We start from the raw sequence: 17,408 nt of genomic DNA, 5'->3' as shown, positions 1-17,408 counted from the left end.
CGCGACGCGCCGCACATCGCGGGTCGCGGGCCCGCGCCGGGAAAGGAATGGAGACGTATGCCCGACGGGCGTGACGCGCTCGTGACAGCATCAGGCCGCATCATACCGGCAGCTTGCTCGCCCCCAAAAGCAACGCGCCGCCCAACGGGCGGCGCGGACCAAGCGCGGCGGCAGGCGCAACGCGCGTTACTGCCGCGTCTCCGACTGTGCGGCGCTCGGGCACGCGGGGTCCTTGCCCCAGTGGCCGTCACACACACGCCAGCGGCACAGCTGATCTTCGAAGAAGCCGCGCTCCGAACATTCCTTCACGCGCGACGCGAGCGAGCCGGACGTCGCGGCCGTCTTGGTCGGCACGGCCTGGCCCTTCTGCGCGGCGAGCTTCTTGTCGGCCGGCTTCGTGCGCGCGACGAGCGCCGCGAGCAGGTCGGCATCCGGATCGTCCTTCCCGGCCGCCTTCGCGGTACGGGTCGCGGCCGCGTCGCGGCGCTTCTTCGCCTGCGCGAGCTCCGCCTCCTGTTCCTTGCGATGCTTGCGGGCCTCGGCCTTGGTGTCGGCCTTGCCGTGCGCCGCGACCTTCGTGCTCTTCGTGGCGTCGGCCTTCGCGGTCTTCGTCGTCGCGGCTGCTGCGGCCGTGGCGGCTGCAGCCGCGCCGGCCGTGGCTGCGCCCGATGCGTCGTCGGCGCCATTGGCCAGTGCGCGCGACAGGCGGCTGCCGTCGGCGGCGGACGCGGACGATGCAGAGGCAACGGCCTGGGATGCCAAATCGTCGTTGACGATCGTGGCAGGTTGCACGGCGGACGCGGCGGATGCGCCATTCTGCGCGACTTGCGCGACGGCGTTGCTGGCCGGTACAGCCTTGGCCGGCGCGGCGGCCGCGGGCTCGGCGGCGGCCGTCACGGCGGCGACCGGTTCGCCCGAGTGCTGCTGCATGCGCCACGCACCCCAGCCGCCGACGGCAACCACCAGTGCGACGACGGCGGCGATCGGCGCCTTCAGCGAACGGCGCGGGGGTTCGGCGGGCGGCGTGACACGTCCTTCCAGATTCGCGAGAATGCGCGACTGCTGAGGTCCTCCCTCGCCTGCCGGTTTAGTATCGGACAGCAGGCTGGGCGGAGTTTTCGAATTTGAATTTTCCGGCGCACTCATTCAGCGTCTCATTGAATCCTGGTTTAATTCACCGCGATAATATAGCCCGGCCTCTCGAAGCAGCCTGATTCTAAGAGCAAGCATTGCAAAACACAATCAATTCCAATTTCCGGGGATTTCCTTGATTGCCGTCGCACTCGTCGCCTATTTCGCCCTTGCCGTTGCGGTTGCGGCACTGTTGCTTTTACCGGGTATCCGCGCGACCGTTTTCGAATCCGTCGCCCAGTTTCACGGCCGTCTTACGCGCCGCGCGAACGATCGCGCCGCGCGCACGCGGAGTCAGATTGTTAAATCGGCAAGCGTTACGCGCGGCGCATTAAACGATGTGCAAAATTTACTGGTTCGACGGCGCTTGATGATTATGGTATCGGCAGGTATTCTTGCGACGCCGCCATTGGTCGCCATTGCTTTACGCGGCCGGCAATTGTTCCAGTATGACGACACGGCGCGCGTGCCCGACGAGAAGATCGCCGCGCTGCTGCAGGGCGAGCAGCTCGTACCGCCGCCGCCGCTGCCGCCGGAAGTCTTCGCCACCAAGGAAGTCGAGCAGATACGCCCGGCACTCAAGGATGCGAGCCGCGACTGGAACCTGCTGGACCCGGATTTCCGTACGCGTCTGCTGCTGGTCTACAAGATCATGCACGAACAGCACGGTTATGAGATGGCGCTGCTGGAAGGGTACCGAAGCCCGGAACGGCAGAACCGGCTGGCACAGATGGGCAGCAACGTGACCAACGCGGCGGCCTTCCAGAGTTATCACCAATTCGGGCTGGCGGCCGACAACGCATTCCTGCGCGACGGCAAGCTGGTCATTTCCGAGAAAGATCCCTGGGCGATGCGCGGCTACGAGTTGTACGGCCAGGTCGCCGAGCAAGTCGGCCTGACCTGGGGCGGCCGATGGAAAATGATGGATCTCGGGCACGTGGAATACCATAAACCCGGTTTTAAACTGGGACGCGGCAGCTAGCCAGGGCTGCCGGACAGGAAATAATGAGGGCGGCATGGGGCTTTTAAATATCCCGGCAGGAAACGATACGGGCGACGCAAAAAATCGGGCATTCCGGTGCGCGATTTTTTCCGGCCGCCGCTTCCGTTTTAAATCTCACAGCGTCCTTTCATTAATGCGCGCGCCTTCTCCGATGCCGCGGGCGCATTGATGCCAGCCCCCTTCATCCCGTTTGACAGCATGGCGACACATCGCGGCGCCACCCTTGCCGCTCGGCGCGCCTGCGTCGCCTCACCGAATCGCACCGGAACCTGAACGTCCTATGCAACGCATCCTCAACGTGCTGACTCATCCGCGTACGCTCTCGATTGTCGGGATCGTCGCGCTAGCGGCGATTCTCTTCATCGTCGCCGACATGCTGCAGCTGCCGCTCCTGTGGGCGGCGATCGCGTTCGCGGCGATCCTCGCGCTGTGGCTCGTCGTCGCGCTGTGGCGCCGCTGGCGCGTGAAGCGCGCGAACCAGCAGCTCGGCCAGGTGCTCGAGGAGCAGGCGGAAACCGGCAAGATCGCCGCGCCCGCCGCCGCCGCGCTCGCCCCCGATTCGAAGACCGCCGACCTCGACGTGCTGCGCACGCGCCTGTCGGATGCGGTGAAGACGATCAAGACGTCGAAGATCGGCCAGGTGTCGGGCGGCTCCGCGCTGTACGAACTGCCGTGGTACATCGTGATCGGCAACCCGGCCGCGGGCAAGAGCAGCGCCGTGCTCAACTCCGGCCTGCAATTCCCGTTCGCGGACAAGAACAGCGCCGTGATCCACGGCATCGGCGGCACGCGCAACTGCGACTGGTTCTTCACGACCGAAGGGATCCTGCTCGACACGGCCGGCCGCTATTCGGTGCACGAGGAAGACCGCAGCGAGTGGCTCGGCTTCCTCGGCCTGCTCAAGCGCTATCGCCCGAAGGCGCCGATCAACGGCATCATCGTCACCGCGAGCATCGCCGAACTCACCGGCAACCGCCCCGAATTCGCGATCAACCTCGCGAAAAACCTCCGCCAGCGCGTTCAGGAGCTGACGGAAAAGCTGGAAGTGTTCGCGCCGGTCTACGTGATGTTCACGAAGGCCGACCTGATCACCGGCTTCACCGAATTCTTCAGCAGCAGCGACAAGCACGAGTATGACCGCGTGTGGGGCGCCACCCTGCCCTACGAGCCCGACGACAAGCGCGACGTGGTCGCGCAGTTCGATACGCACTTCGAGGAACTCTACGAAGGGCTGAAGGAGATCAGCGTCGCGCAGCTGTCGCTGTCGCGCGGCAACCAGCTGTCGCCGGGCCAGCTGAGCTTCCCGCTCGAATTCTCGACGATCAAGCCGTCGCTGCGCGCGTTCCTCGCGACGCTGTTCGAGAACAACCCGTTCCAGTACAAGCCGATCTTCCGCGGCTTCTACTTCACCAGCGCCCTGCAGGAAGGCGAAACCAACAGCGCGGCCGCGCAGCGCATCGCGCACCGCTTCGGCCTCGACGGAAACGCGCTGCCGAAGCCGCACAGCGCCTTCTCGAAGAACGGCTTCTTCCTGCGCGACCTGTTCTCGAAGGTGATCTTCGCCGACCGCCAGACGGTGCGCCAGTTCGCGAGCCCGACCAAGACACGGCTGCGCTACGCCACCTTCTTCGGCTTCGTCGCGGCGCTCGCGCTCGCGCTCGGCGGCTGGACCTGGTCCACGATCGGCAACCAGCAACTCGTGTCGAACGTGCAGGCCGACCTCGACAACGTCACGCGCCTGCAACAGGGCCGCAACGACCTGCAGTCGCGCCTGCAGGCGATGGACATCCTCGAAGACCGGATCGAGCAGCTCGAGCAGTTCCGCCGCGACAAGCCGCTGTCCGTGTCGCTCGGCCTGTACCAGGGCGACCGTCTCGAGCAGCACCTGCTGACCGAGTACTACAACGGCGTGCGCCAGATCCTGCTGGCTCCGGTGTCGCAGAACCTCGCGTCGTTCATGAAGGACGTGAACGCGCACCCCGAACAGCTCGTGCCGATGACGCGCCCGCCCGAATCGGGCGCCGTGCAGGGCGGCACGCTGCCGGTCTCGACCAACGCGGCAGGCGCCGCGCCGCAGGCCGGTGCCGCACTGGCCGCGTCCGGCCCCGCGCCGGCCGCCGCGCAACAGCCCGCCGCACCGCAGGGCGGCCTCTACAGCGACGCGTCGCCGACCAACGTGCAGGACGCGTACAACGCGCTGAAGACGTACCTGATGCTGTCCGACAAGCGCCACGTCGAGCAGGCGCACCTGACCGACCAGCTCGCCCGCTTCTGGCGCGGCTGGCTCGAGACGAATCGCGGCAACATGCCGCGCGACGAGATGATCAAGAGCGCCGAGCGCATGATCTCGTTCTACCTGTCCCGCGTGAACGACGACGACTGGCCGATGATCGACGCAAACCTCGCGCTCGTCGACCAGACCCGCGAGAACCTGCGCCGCGTCGTGCGCGGCATGCCGGCCCGCCAGCGCGTCTACGAGGAAATCAAGGCGCGCGCGTCGACCCGCTTCGCGCCGATGACCATCGCGCGCATCGTCGGCGACGGCAACCAGTCCCTCGTGGCGGGCAGCTACGCGATTCCGGGCACGTTCACGCGCGAAGCGTGGTTCGACTACGTGCAGCCGGCGATCCGCGACGCGGCGACCAAGGAGCTGCAGGCGAAGGACTGGGTGCTGAACACGTCGACGCAGGACGACCTGACGCTCGAGGGCAGCCCCGAGCAGATCCAGAAGACGCTCGTCGGCATGTACAAGACCGAGTACGCGCAGCACTGGCAGAAGTTCATGCAGGGCATCGCGGTGCAGGGCTTCAGCAGCTTCGGCCAGGCCGTCGACGGGATGAACCGCCTCGGCGACCCGCAGGATTCGCCGATCCGCAAGATCCTCGAGACCGCGTACGACCAGACGTCGTGGGACAACCCGTCGCTCGCGAACGTGGCCATCAAGAAGGCGCAGACGGGCGTGGTGAACTGGGTCAAGCAGCTGTTCACGCGCTCGCAGGCCGGCCAGGTGGCGGCGGCCAACATCGACATCAACGGCAATCCGGCCGAGGTGCCGATGGGTCCGATCGGCCAGGAGTTCATCGGGCTCGCGCGGATCGTCGCGACGCATGACGGCACGTCGATGCTCAAGGGCTACATGGATTCGCTGTCGAAGGTCCGTACCCGCTTCAACGTGATCAAGAACCAGGGCGACCCGGGCCCGGGCGCGCGCCAGCTGATGCAGCAGACGCTCGACGGCAACGGTTCGGAGCTCGCCGATTCGCTGAAGCTCGTCGACGAGCAGATGCTGACGGGCCTCACCGATTCGCAACGCAAGTCGCTGCGCCCGCTGCTCGTGCGGCCGCTGATGCAGGCGTTCGCGGTCGTGATCCAGCCGGCCAGCGCCGAAGTCAACAAGGTGTGGAACGCGCAGGTCTACCAGCCGTTCCAGAACTCGCTCGCGACGAAGTACCCGTTCGCGGCGAACGCCAAGGTCGAGGCCGGCGCCGGCGAGATCGCGCAGGTGTTCGGTCCGGACGGCTCGATCGCGAAGTTCGTCGGCACGACGCTCGGGCCGCTCGCGGTACGCCGCGGCGACACGCTCGCCGCCCGCACGTGGGGCGACATGGGCATCGGGCTCACGCCGGACTTCACGAACGGCTTCGCACGCTGGGTCGCACCGCTCGCGGGCGGCGCCGCCGGCAGCGCGGCCGCGTCGTCCGAGCCGCAGACCGTGTTCCAGATCCTGCCGCAGCCGAGCACGGGCACGACGGAATACACGATCGCGATCGACGGCCAGCAACTGCGCTACCGCAACACGCCGCCGCAGTGGACCAACTTCGTCTGGCCGAACCCGCAGGGCTCGCCGGGCGCGACGCTGTCCGCGACGACCTTCGACGGCCGCACGGTGCAGCTCGTCAACGAGCCGGGCCGCTACGGTCTCGAGAAGCTGATCAACTCGGCGCAGCGCAAGCGCCGCCCGGACGGCACCTTCGACCTGACGTGGGCGCAGGGCAGCGTGAACGTGTCGGTAACGATGCGCATCATCAGCACGTCTCAACCGTCCGGCGGCGGCGGTGACCAGCCGCAGCAGCAGAGCCTGCGCGGCCTGCAGCTGCCGTCGTCGGTCGCCGACGCGAGCGCGGGCGCGGCGCTGAACGCAACGCAGTCCGCCGGCACGGGCACGCCGGCCGCCGCGCCGGCCGTCGCGGCCGCCAACGCAACGCATGCACAGGGGGCGCAATGACGCAAACCGTTCAGGCGCAAATCGCCTACTTCGGCAAGATTCCGTCGCGCGGCGACTTCGTCAAGAGCGCACACAATCCGCAGCTGCTGCAGACGCTCGATCGCTGGATCGCGCAGGCGCTCGAGCTGCTTGCGGAAGATCCACGCTGGAAGATCGTCTACGAGGATGCGAAGCCGATGCATTTCGCATTCATCGGCTCGCGCAGCAAGCTCGCGATCGCGGGCCACATGGTGGCGAGCCACGACGTGTCGATGCGCCGCTTCCCGTTCCTCGGCGCGACCGCGCTCGAGGTCGACCGGCCGCTCGCGTTCCTCGCGCGCAGCCCGCTCGCGTTCGCGCGGCTGTGGTCGCGCGTGGCGGCGCAGATGCCGGCGCTGCTCGCGAAGGAGGAGCCGCCCGGCGCGCTGCAGGCGCTCGGCGACACGCAGGTGCCGATCGATGTCGGCGGCCCCGGTACGTCGCACGACGGTACCTTCAACGATTTCGTCGAACATCAGTCGCTGTACGGCCTGCAGCAGATGCTGCTCGAAAGCGGCCATCCGGTGCGGCTGCGCGGCGCGATGCTCGCGCTCGGCTCGCTGCTGCGGCCCGTGATGCAGAGCGGCTCGTCGCACATCGAGCGCGGGCTCACGCTACCGCTGCCCGTGGATCCGTTCTACCGCAGCCTCGTCGCCGCGTTCTGGCTCGAACTCATCACGCCGTTCGTCGCGCAGGCCGACTTCGAGCTCGCGATCTTCATCGGCACGATCGCCGAACGCGAACGGCTGATCATCGGCTTCAACGGCGCGTCTTCCAAGACGCTGCTGAGCGTGGTCGACCCGCAGACCTACGCCGCCCACAACATCGACATCGACGATCCCGAGTGGATCGACGCCCATGCGCAAAACGATCAGCAGATCAGCAAGCTCGTCAGCTACCTCGACCAACCGCAACTCTCGCTGCGCGTCGCCATCGACGCGTTCCGCGAAGCGTTCATCGGAGGCTGACGGGATGCATCGCACGATTCACGCCCGGCGCGCCCGTCTTTCGGCCGCCCTCTCGCCCGCCCTCGCCGCCCTCTTCGCCGCCGGCCTCGTCGCGAGCGGCGCGGCCTTCGCGCAGAACACCGGCGCCACCGTCACGCCGGTCGGCAACGGCACGGTCGCGACGACCGCGCTGCCGTCGTCGAACCCGAGCGCCGGCACCGCGTCCGGCACGGTGGTGCGCGGCACGGCCGGCACGATCACGCCGCCGCCCGCTAACGCGGCGCCCGGCCAGGTCGTCGTCGGCGGCAAGGTGCCCGACGAGGCGACCAAGGCCGCCGTGCTGCAGAAGCTGCGCGATACCTACGGCACGACGAACGTCGTCGACCAGATCGAGGTCGGCGACGTCGCGACGCCGCCGAACTGGAGCGCCAACGTGCAGAAGCTGCTCGGCACGCAACTCAAGCAGATCAGCAAGGGGCAGTTGAAGATCAACGGCACGCAGATCGAGATGAAGGGCGAGGTGCACAACGAGGCGCAGCGCCAGCAGCTCGCCAGCGACATGGCGAACACGCTGAACCCGACGTACACGATCAAGAACGGGTTGCGCGTGTCGGCGTCCGAGCAGGGCGTGCTCGACCAGACGCTCGCCAATCGCACGATCGAGTTCGAGACCGGCAGCGCGACGCTGACGCCGCAGGGCCGGCTGATCCTCGACCAGATGGCGGCCGCGCTCGCGAAGATGCAGAACCGCACGGTCGACATCATCGGCCACACCGACAACTCGGGGAACCGGACGTCGAACATCGCGCTGAGCCAGGCGCGCGCGGATGCGGTGAAGGGTTACCTGATCACGAAGAACATTCCGCCGCAGCAGATGACGACGACGGGCGTCGGGCCGGATCAGCCGATCGCGCCGAACGATACGGCCGACGGGCGGGCGAGGAATCGGCGGATCGAGTTCCGGGTGGGGCAGTAAGGCGGACAGCCGGCTCATCGCGAGCCGGCGTGCGATCCGATGCGGGCGGTGACAGGCATGTCGCCGCCCGTTTTTCATGGGCGGCTATCGGCAGTCAATGAATGGGCGGCGTCGCGCCGCCCTTGTAGCTTTTCGCCCACTCTTGGCTCTGCTTGGCAGCCTGGTCGATGCGGGCGGCGACGCGATCGTCTTTCTGGCGTTGCTTCGCCTCCTTGGCGAAATCGGTCGAACCGAATTCGTCCTTGTCCCGCGTGCGGAAGTACAGCGACGGCGCGAGCACGTGGTCCTGCCAGCTCGTCAGCAGCGTGTCGTGAACGAGCATGTCGAATAACGCCATCACGTCCGGAGGAAGGGGGTGCTTGCCTTCGATACCTTCCTTCCATGCGGACACGAGTTCCATCTGCGCTTCGGGCAGCATGGCTGCTTCGACGGCGTCCGCACTCGCCTTGTTGTTGGAATCCCACGAGTCCGGCATGTTTCGGATTTGCTCTGCGGATTTCTTCAGGCCTTCTTGGTAGGACGCGTTACGCAGCATCTTTTCCGATTCCTTGTGAAGGCGCTCCCACACGGTCGTGTAGTCCTTCGGCGCTTCCGCGATCAGCTTCTCGTAACGCTTTTGTGCCGCATCGCTGGCCGCCTTCATCCCCCGCAGCGTCGCCTGATCGGCCGGACTGCGGCTCGCCAGCATGCTCATGTTGATACCCTGCCGCTGCAGTTCCCAGTCGAGCTGCGATTTCGCCGTCTTGCGTTGCAGATCGGCGTCGGACATGTTGCGCTTCCAGTCGGAGACGGGATCGGACATCGTGCGTTGGAACGCGGGATCCTGGTAGCGGACTGCGATCCAGCGCAGGAAGATTTTCGAGTGTGCGACGAGGTCGAGGCCGTCTCTATAGGGAACAAGTGCCGTGTACGCGTCGACGAGTTGCCGGATGCGGTATTGCTTGCCGTTGCCGTTAATGGGTTTGGCGATCGAAAACTTGTCGAAGGTCTTCCGCTTATAGAGGTACATGTCCTCCATCGTATCCATGGCCGTCCCCGCCTTCAACGCTTGCAGCAACATGTCTTGCAGCGGTACCCTCATCAGTTCCGCATTCAGGCCAAGCGAACCGGTTGGTGCGCCCCCCACAACGTCGCAACTCGTTCCAGGGTAGAGAAACTGGGCCCCTCGGGTCTTTTCAAGACTATCAAGGCGCTGGTAAAAGCGCATTTCGTGGGCGGCCGCGAAGTGGACGCAATGCTGCACGCTTGGGGGGATGGAAAGCTTGCGATCCTTGTAACTGGTTTTGATCAGGCCCAAGTACGGCACCATGCCGATCAGTTCACCGGCCTCTTCCGACATGATCGAAGAAACAGCGTCAAGCAGGCCGACGAACTTGATCTGGATCGGAACGCCGTCGATTGCAAGATCGGTATCGCTTCTTCGTTTGTACTTCTCCGCCAGATCGTTGACGAAAGCCCGGGCCAATACGCAGCCTCGATCCGCGCCGAACACCGACACCTCGATGACACGAACCTTCTGCATCTTGCCTTTCACTTCACGGTAAGCCGCCTCGAACTGGTCTTTCGCTGCGATCAGTCGACTATCGACACCCGTTCCGAAGGCCTCTGCCATCACAGCGTTGTCTCGAGCGATTGGCACGTTCTCCATCACCAGCCCCACGAAAAGACCGCGCGCGACCGCCCACGCCGTCTTCATCGGATTGCCCCTGATGTTGGTCTTGACGTCGTTCTTGGCATTGCGCCACAGCAACCTGCCGGTCGCCTTGGTTCGCTCCCAAATCCGCTCAGGCGACGCATTCAGCACGTTCGTGATACGCCGGGCTTGAGCGGGAATACGCTCGATATCCCGTCGGAAATCCTCGAATGCCTTCTCAACCGGCCGAAGTGAAAAATCCCCCGCAAGGATCTGCTTCTTCACATCGTCGACGCGCTTTTTCATATCCGCCTGTTTGATCGGCGTATTGATGCGCGTGAACGACCCGCCGACGGATTTTGCGGCACTCGCAGCCTTTTTCGCTCCTGACACGATGGCAGCCTTCTCCATGTTCTTGAGCGCGTCGGAATTGCTGTCGTCGTTCAACGGCGTACCCAACCCCGAGTAGTAGTAGCGATACCAGAACTGATTCGCGGGCCGCCTCTCGTCCTTCATTTCACGATGCGCTTCCCAGAGTCGCGCGATGTTCGAATACTGAGAACTTGAGGCATCGTCGATGTCGCGATTGCGACCAAAGGCATCGAAGAAAAATCCAATGCGGATCGTCGCCCCACACGGCATGCAATCGGCCTTCGGATACGCATCCGCATTCTGACGAGCAAGCGCTACATATACCGACGCCGGCGTCGCGTCGTCCGGGTCGAGCTTGATTCTCTCAGCCATGCTGTTTCTCCTCTACGCGCGGCGGCGGCAACAGACCGGTGGGAATGGCGGGTACCGCCACTGCTTCGAATTTATTGCGTTTCAGCTCGGACAGAACGCCGTTCGGCAGCGATTGCATCGACTTCGCGAACGTGCCGGGCTTGCCTCTGGCCGCTTTCAGGATCTGCTGTACGGCCGGATGAGCGTCGAATCTGTTATTAACGAGCAGATCGAAATACGCGTATTGCTCGAGATCGTCGATGTCGGTGAGCCGATATTTGAGCCAGGCCGCGGCGACAATGCGGGCGATACGGCGATACTGCTGATCCTCGCGCTCGTCGTAGCGTTTGTTCAGTTGTGTCTGGTAATGACTCGATATCCAGTGAGACACGTCAATCATCGGAATGCGTGAGTCGTCCCCTGGTGCAGCGGGAAACTGAAGCTCGACGTGACGATCCGGATAAAAATGAACCGCGACAATTCGAGTCCCGACTTTCTCCGGAGCCTTTGATGGTGGCAACGTAACCTTTGCTTCGGCATGAAACGTCTGCTCGTCGCCTTTATGCCACTGATCAACGTCGTAGTAGTCCCACTTGACCGTAAAATCTGTCCCCTTGAGCTGATAGCAGCAGGTCACGCCACCGCCACCGCCCGGCATACTGTCGCCCCCGCCACTCGCCTTATTTCCGTATGCGTCGACGATCGTGAATTTGTCCAGGTTATAGGGCAGGTAGTTCTGGGCCATGACCGAAATCGCGCTGTAGGTCGGCTCCGACTTCCCGCATGCGGTCACGGTCACCACAAGCAGGCACCCTGCCAGAACACGACTTACCAGACTCGACAATCTCATTGCGCTACCCATTGATGTTTCCCTTCTGAATCGCGACCGGCACGCCAGTGCAAGCATCGGCCAACCGCAATCATCCGAATGCCCGCACCGACATGATCCACCGAGTGCGTCGCGCCTATTTCCATCGTCGCGCATCCCGCTGCCGCAGACGTCCACGTTTCCTCAATCCCGCTCGTTTGCATCGCAAATCGCATCCGATACGTACCCGATACGATCACCCAAGCAGCGCGCCCTCTGCACGCGGCGGTGGCATCAAACCATCGGATATCGCCGGCACCGTCGCTGCTTCAAACGCGTCGTTCGACAGTGAGGACAACACACGCTTCGACAGCGATTGCATTGAATTCGCGAACATCCCCGACTTGCCGGCGGCCGTTTGCAGGATGCGCTGAACCTCAGGATGTGCATCGAACCGGCTGTTCACGAGCAAGTCGTAAAACGCATACTGCTCGAGATCATTCCGGTCGGTCAGGCGGTACTTCAACCACGCCGACGCAACGACACGGGCGATACGACGAAACCGCTGGTCCTCGCGCTCGTCGTATCGCTTGTCCAGTTGCACCTGATACTGCTTCATCCATTTCACGACATCGACAATCGGCAGACGTGCATCATCGATGCATCTCGCCGGGAAACTGGAACTCGACATGTCGATCCGGAAAGAAATGCACTTCTAGAATCCGGGCACCCGCATCGTCGGGCACCTGGGACTGCGGCATCGACACCTTCGTCTCTGCATGGAACATTTGCTTGTTCCCTTTGTGCCATTGGTCGACATCGTAGTAATTCCACTTGACGACAAACTCCGTGCCCTTGAGCTTGCAACAACATTTGACGCTACCGCCCCCTGCGCCCGGCGGGTCGTCTCCCCCTCCGCTCGCCGTATTTCCGAATGTGTCAGAGATCGCGAAGCCGCTCATGTTGCACGGCAGATAATTTCGACCGGTAACCGAGATTCCGCTATACACCGGCTCCGACTTGCCGCACGCGCTCAAGCTCAAAGCCACCGCGAGCCCGGACCTACGCCACGTCACTACGCGCCTCCAGCAATTCCCGCTCGTGTGTCGCGCGAATCACGTCCCACGTCGCATCGTCGATCGTCGCCAGCGCGTCATCGAGCGTCGCCTTCCCATCTGCGACGGCCTCGAAGCACGACTTCACAACCGGATGCTCGTCGAATCGCGGCGCAACCAGCACGCCCGTCACCACGTAGCACTGCAATTCCGCTTCCTCGACGATCCCATGTGCCGCCGCCCGGTCGAGTTGCTCGATGACCTGGTCATGCAGTTCCACATCGGACAGATGATCGACCATAGCCCCCATCGTCTCGCGAAACTTCAGCACGAGCTTGTCCGGATACCCGAGTTCGACCAGTTGCGCATGCTGCTGCTCGCTCAGGCCCGGCGCGTCCCCCGCCGGCATCGCGCCTTCGATCGTCGGCGTGTCGTTATGCCACACGACCTCGTCGAGCCGCCGGTCGCGATAGCGGATCTCGCCAAACGGCGCGACGAACTGCTGCGCCTGCGTATCGCTCCACACCCGCCGAAGCCGCGCCAAAACATGGTTATCGAAGAAAAACAGGTAGTACGCGCGACCGTTCGGCAGCGCGTACTTCACATACCGGCGCAAATGCGCGCCCAGCGCGTCGAACGACCACGCCGAACACAACCACGTCACCGCATGCAGATCGACCGCATCCAGCCATAGCTGGCGCAGCATACGATGCTGTTCGGCATCTCTGTCGTCGAGCACCTGACGGTCGAATGCGATCAGGTACGGCGCGATATCGGTATAAGCATCGAGCCCGGTGTCGGTCCAGAGCGATGCATAGCGCAGGCCGCGCACGGCTGCGAGCTGCGTGTCGAGCCCCTGATAACCGCGTGTATCGACAAGCGCGTAAAGCCGCATCGCGCGGCCGTCGTCGGCCTTGCGCTCCAGCGACGTCTTCAGCATCTCCAGGAACACGGGCCATTCGGGCTCGCGTGGATTCGGCGCAGCATCGACGATCTCGGCAGCGTCGGCGATATCGTTCGGGGCGGCGTCGCCGCCTGTATTGTCGACTTCGTCCATCAATCTGCCTCGACCATCGATTCGCGCCCGCTATGCGCGTTCAGCACGCATTGCTTGCACGTGCCACCCGGCATCGCGGGCAGCGGATACGGCATGCTCGTCGGCCCGGCGAACTGGTGCTGCGCCCCCTTGAAATCGATCTTCCCCGGCGCGTGAATCTCGATGTTGCCGCCCTTGATCCGGATATACGCGCCGCCCGAGGTCAGCAGGATTTCCTGCTTGGCGGCCACGTCGACGTTCTCGGTCGCCGCCAGCATCTTCAGCGTCTTCTGCGCGGTAAGCTCGACATTGTCCGCGTGCGCCTGGACCTCGACCTTGCCCTTCGCGGCGAACAGCTTCATCCCCGCGTTTTGCACGAACAGGCTGATGCGATCGCGAACGCCGGCTATCAGCGACTTGCCGCTCGTGATGAAGGTGCTCTGACCGCTGACGATATTGGTCTGCCGCTCGCTCGCGAGGTGCACCGATTGCTGCGACGCCATCCCTATCCCCGACGGACTCGCGAACAGCATCACCGGCTCCTTGAATGCGTTCGCATTGCCGGCCCCGCCGCCGCCGGTGCGCCCGCCCGACGACGCACCCGATACGCTCTCCTGCGTCGCGTCGGCGAACGCCTTCAGCGCATCGTGCCCGGTACCGAGACTCTCCGCCTGATGCATCTCGCTGACCTGCGACATCGACTCGATCAACCCCTCGGCATCGACCAGTTGCTGTTGCGCCTCACGCACGTCGAGCGGCTGGCTGTTCGCCTGCTTCGGATGGGTCGTGACGTACAGCCCTTGCCCGGCCCGCACCGCACCATACGCATCCGTCCGCAAATCGAACCCCGAACCGAGATACGCACCGCGCGTGTTGCCGTTCTGCTCGATCAGGTAACCAAGATGAAGCAGCGAATTCGCACTGCTGCTGGACAGTCGCGCGCGGTTCTGCCCCGTCGCGTCGTCGAGCACCATCTCGTTGTGACCGGAGCCCGCGTACTCCTTCGAACGGAAGCCCGACAGGATTCCGTCGCTATGCCATTGCGGCTTGACGGCCCCGTTGTACACGCGGTGCATCACGATCGGCCGGTCGCAGTCGCCGCCGATGTAGCCGATCAGCACTTCCTCGCCAACCCGCGGAATATGGACGGCCCCATAGCCGCCGCCGGTATCCGACTGCACGACGCGCATCCAGCACGACGCGGTTTCGGTGCCCGGGTTCTGACGATCCCAGACGAACATGACCCTGATCCGGTTCAGTTCGTCCGTATACACCTCTTCGCCCTTCGGCCCGACGACGACGGCCGTTTCGAGCTGCATGACGGGCTTCTTGTGCTCGAACGGGCTGCGATACGGCACGGCGGCACGCTGCGCTTCGACTTCGACGAGATAAAACCCTGCCGAACCGTCGTCGTGCCCGACCTCGAACGCCACCGCCGCGCCGTGCGCCGCCTTGGCCTGCGCGAGCCGGGCCTGCAGACTGTGCGGCAAGTGCGCGTCGTGGTCCGACAGCGGCAAGTTGTTCTCGATGTACCGCGTCACGCCGATCGCCGCGAACTCGCGATCGCCCGGCGAATCGCGGTCGTGCGCCGGATGATCGGCCAGCGTGAAACGCCGGCCCGCATCGATCGCGCGCACGCCGCCCACGCCGAAGAAGCGCTTCGCGCGGGACTCCCATTCCTCCAGGCGGATCTTCGACAGATGTTCGCCGCGATCCTGGCCCGGATACGTGTAGGCGCCCGTGTATTCGTAGATTTCGGCCTGGTCCGGGAGATCGCCCTGCCCGGCCTTGGTCGGCAGCGTCGTGCCGTTCGGACTGCCCGCCGACGACGGCGATTTGTAGTCGAACGTGCGCGTCGTGTGCAGCGTGCTCTGCAAGGTCCGCGACGCGGCCCACTGCGTGAAGCCGGTGGTTTCGGTGCCCGCTCCCGTTTGATCGAAGCCGACGGTTTTCGGCGACAGTTCGTCGACCGCGTGCAGATCGTCGGTAATGACGAGCATGTGCGTCTTGCCATCGTCGGCGTGGCGCCAGAAACCGAACAGCCCTTCGTCCTCCATCAGGCGATGCACGAAGTTCCAGTCGGTTTCGCTCTGGCGGCAGTACGAGCGCGACGGCAGCGGCTTCGACAGTGCGAACTGATACCGGCCCCTCGCCTGCGGATGCGCGTCGAATACGTCGGCAAGGATCGCGTCGACGCTCCTGTCCTGCCAGTACCGCATGTCACTGCGGAACCTGAGGAAGTGCATCCACGACGCGAAGCTCAGCTGGTAGCTCGACAGGCTGCCGTCCGCCCCGAGCCGGCGCGCCGTGTGGACATAGCCGTTGATCGGGAGATACGACCGGTCTGCCTGCTGGATCCACAGCGTGATCGGCTGCGCGATCAGCGTCTTGAGTTCGACGTCGCTCGCGGTGGACACGAGATCGAGCGTCACGCTGAAATCGCGCCCCAGCTCGGAACGGGTCACGGCCCGGCGCGGCACGAGCGCATTGTTCGGCAACGACGGAATGTCCGTCTTCAGCAGGCGGTCCTGCTGGATCAGGCCGCCGCGAAGCGCCTGCGCCAGTTCTGTCACGTTCATGCGTCACTCGTCTTCTTGTTTGCCGCAGGCCCGCCGGGGCCCGCGCTCTCAGGAAAAAGCCCTGCTCTCGCGGCACGACGGTACCGCGAACACATGTCACGCGCGTTGCCGCGGCGCAGCCGTCACGACTGCTCGTCCGGCCGCACGCCCAGCAGCTCGCGGATATGCGACAACGACCCGTCGTCCTTCACGACGCTCTCCAGCCACTTGTGCAGCGGCATGTCGGCCCATTCGGCCGCCTTGTCGGCGAGATACGCGACCGGGCTGTGCGGCTCGGTCTGGCGGAAATAGCGCGCGACCGCACGCAACTGGTCGACGGCCTGCGCGCGGTTCTGGATGCCGGCGATCATCTGCGTCACCGGAGGACGCGGCGCGGTCTGCTGCTGCACGTGGGTCTCCTCGGTCTGGATCGAATTGCCGAACACCGGCTCGATGCGCTCGGGTTGCGCCTGCGGCGCCGCCTGCGTGTGCGGCGCGCTGCCCGTGTAGCCTTGCTCGCGCGCAAAACGCTCGGCGAGCCGGTACACGGTCTCGAACGCGTCGCGCGCCTGACGGAAGCTCGGCGCCGAATCGCCCGCGCGCTCGACGAGCCGCTCCTCGAACGCATCGAGCGCGAATTCGAACGCCTTCAGGTTCGCCAGCAGCGTCGTGTAGAACGCGATCGGCGTCACGCGCCGCGACGAATCGATCTGGTCGAGCGACGGCTTGCCGCGCGCGATCTCGTCCGCGTGATCGGGGTCGCGCTTGATCGCCTGCGCGACGTGCTGCGCCACTTCCCAGTCGAGCGTGCTGAACGCGTTCGATGCACCGTCCGTCATCGGCACCGCGCGCAGCAGCTCGGCCGTGCGGCCGGAGAGCCATGCGACGTTGCCGAGCCGGTATTCGGTGTCCTCGCCTTCGGGCAGCGGGTGCACGGTGTCCCAGAACTCACGGCACAGGCCCTCGAGCAACGCATAACCGTCGGTGAGGCCGGTGATGCCGTCCTCGAGCGCGAGCGCCTCGGTCAGCCACACGCCGAGCCGCAGGTCCTTCGTGCGCGTACGCAGCAGCACGCTTGCCTGATCGACGACGAAGCCCCAGTCCGCCTCCTTGATCTCGGTCACCCATTCGCCCTGGTCGAGCGTCGGATCGTCGTAGCGCCGCGCGTCCTGGATCGCGTCGAATTCGTTCGAAAACAGCAGGTCGTCGCCGCTGGGCGACGCGTCGCTGATCGGCGTCAGCAGCTCGGGAAGATTGATCGGCATGGTTTGGTCAGTTCATCAATGCTTGGACGT

General features: G+C 64.7%; 10 protein-coding genes and 1 pseudogene. 4 read left to right on the top strand and 7 right to left on the bottom strand.

From position 1 onward, the window contains the following. Positions 1-186 precede the first annotated feature (186 nt). Entirely contained in the window at positions 187-1,146 is a 960-nt protein-coding gene (locus tag G3N62_RS03325; protein WP_124670901.1) for a phage tail protein, read from the bottom strand. 121 nt (positions 1,147-1,267) lie between these two features. On the opposite strand from G3N62_RS03325, the gene G3N62_RS03320 reads away from it, so the two are divergent. The 4 genes from G3N62_RS03320 to G3N62_RS03305 all read left to right on the top strand — a co-directional run bounded on the left by G3N62_RS03320 (position 1,268) and on the right by G3N62_RS03305 (position 8,300). Next, positions 1,268-2,113, top strand: a complete 846-nt coding sequence (locus G3N62_RS03320; protein WP_034187513.1) for a M15 family metallopeptidase — start codon at positions 1,268-1,270, stop codon at positions 2,111-2,113. A gap of 301 nt (positions 2,114-2,414) precedes the next feature. Continuing rightward, on the top strand, positions 2,415-6,359 hold the full coding sequence (gene tssM, locus G3N62_RS03315) for a type VI secretion system membrane subunit TssM (RefSeq protein ID WP_034187514.1): 3,945 nt from the start codon (positions 2,415-2,417) through the stop codon (positions 6,357-6,359). Then, positions 6,356-7,345, top strand: a complete 990-nt coding sequence (tagF, locus tag G3N62_RS03310; RefSeq protein ID WP_034187515.1) for a type VI secretion system-associated protein TagF — start codon at positions 6,356-6,358, stop codon at positions 7,343-7,345. Before tssM ends, tagF begins: the two co-directional genes overlap by 4 nt. A gap of 4 nt (positions 7,346-7,349) precedes the next feature. Continuing rightward, positions 7,350-8,300 (top strand): OmpA family protein, encoded by a 951-nt coding sequence (locus tag G3N62_RS03305; RefSeq protein ID WP_124670902.1) that lies wholly within the window; start codon positions 7,350-7,352, stop codon positions 8,298-8,300. A 94-nt stretch (positions 8,301-8,394) separates the two neighbouring features. On the opposite strand, the gene G3N62_RS03300 is transcribed toward G3N62_RS03305, so the two are convergent. The 6 genes and pseudogenes from G3N62_RS03300 to tssA form a co-directional block, all read right to left on the bottom strand. Then, on the bottom strand, positions 8,395-10,677 hold the full coding sequence (locus G3N62_RS03300) for a DUF2235 domain-containing protein (protein ID WP_124670903.1): 2,283 nt from the start codon (positions 10,675-10,677) through the stop codon (positions 8,395-8,397). Then, complete coding sequence (locus tag G3N62_RS03295; RefSeq protein ID WP_049032367.1) at positions 10,670-11,506, bottom strand: DUF3304 domain-containing protein; 837 nt, start codon at positions 11,504-11,506, stop codon at positions 10,670-10,672. The genes G3N62_RS03300 and G3N62_RS03295 overlap by 8 nt, the downstream gene beginning before the upstream one ends. Before the next feature lie 214 nt (positions 11,507-11,720). Then, positions 11,721-12,540, bottom strand: a pseudogene (locus G3N62_RS03290) (hypothetical protein). Next, positions 12,527-13,576, bottom strand: a complete 1,050-nt coding sequence (locus G3N62_RS03285; RefSeq protein ID WP_124670904.1) for a DUF4123 domain-containing protein — start codon at positions 13,574-13,576, stop codon at positions 12,527-12,529. Before G3N62_RS03285 ends, G3N62_RS03290 begins: the two are co-directional and overlap by 14 nt. Further along, the gene (locus G3N62_RS03280; protein WP_124670905.1) at positions 13,576-16,134 is read right to left on the bottom strand and encodes a type VI secretion system Vgr family protein; all 2,559 of its coding nucleotides are present in this window, start codon (positions 16,132-16,134) and stop codon (positions 13,576-13,578) included. The genes G3N62_RS03285 and G3N62_RS03280 overlap by 1 nt, the downstream gene beginning before the upstream one ends. Before the next feature lie 122 nt (positions 16,135-16,256). Continuing rightward, positions 16,257-17,378 (bottom strand): type VI secretion system protein TssA, encoded by a 1,122-nt coding sequence (gene tssA / locus G3N62_RS03275; RefSeq protein ID WP_034187520.1) that lies wholly within the window; start codon positions 17,376-17,378, stop codon positions 16,257-16,259. Between the last annotated feature and the right edge of the window lie 30 nt (positions 17,379-17,408).

Origin of the sequence: Burkholderia sp. Tr-20355 (genome assembly GCF_017104685.1) — a bacterium.
Lineage (GTDB): Bacteria > Pseudomonadota > Gammaproteobacteria > Burkholderiales > Burkholderiaceae > Burkholderia > Burkholderia seminalis.
The sequence above is the reverse complement of the archived record's forward strand: the minus strand, read 5'-3'. Positions and strand labels throughout refer to the sequence as shown.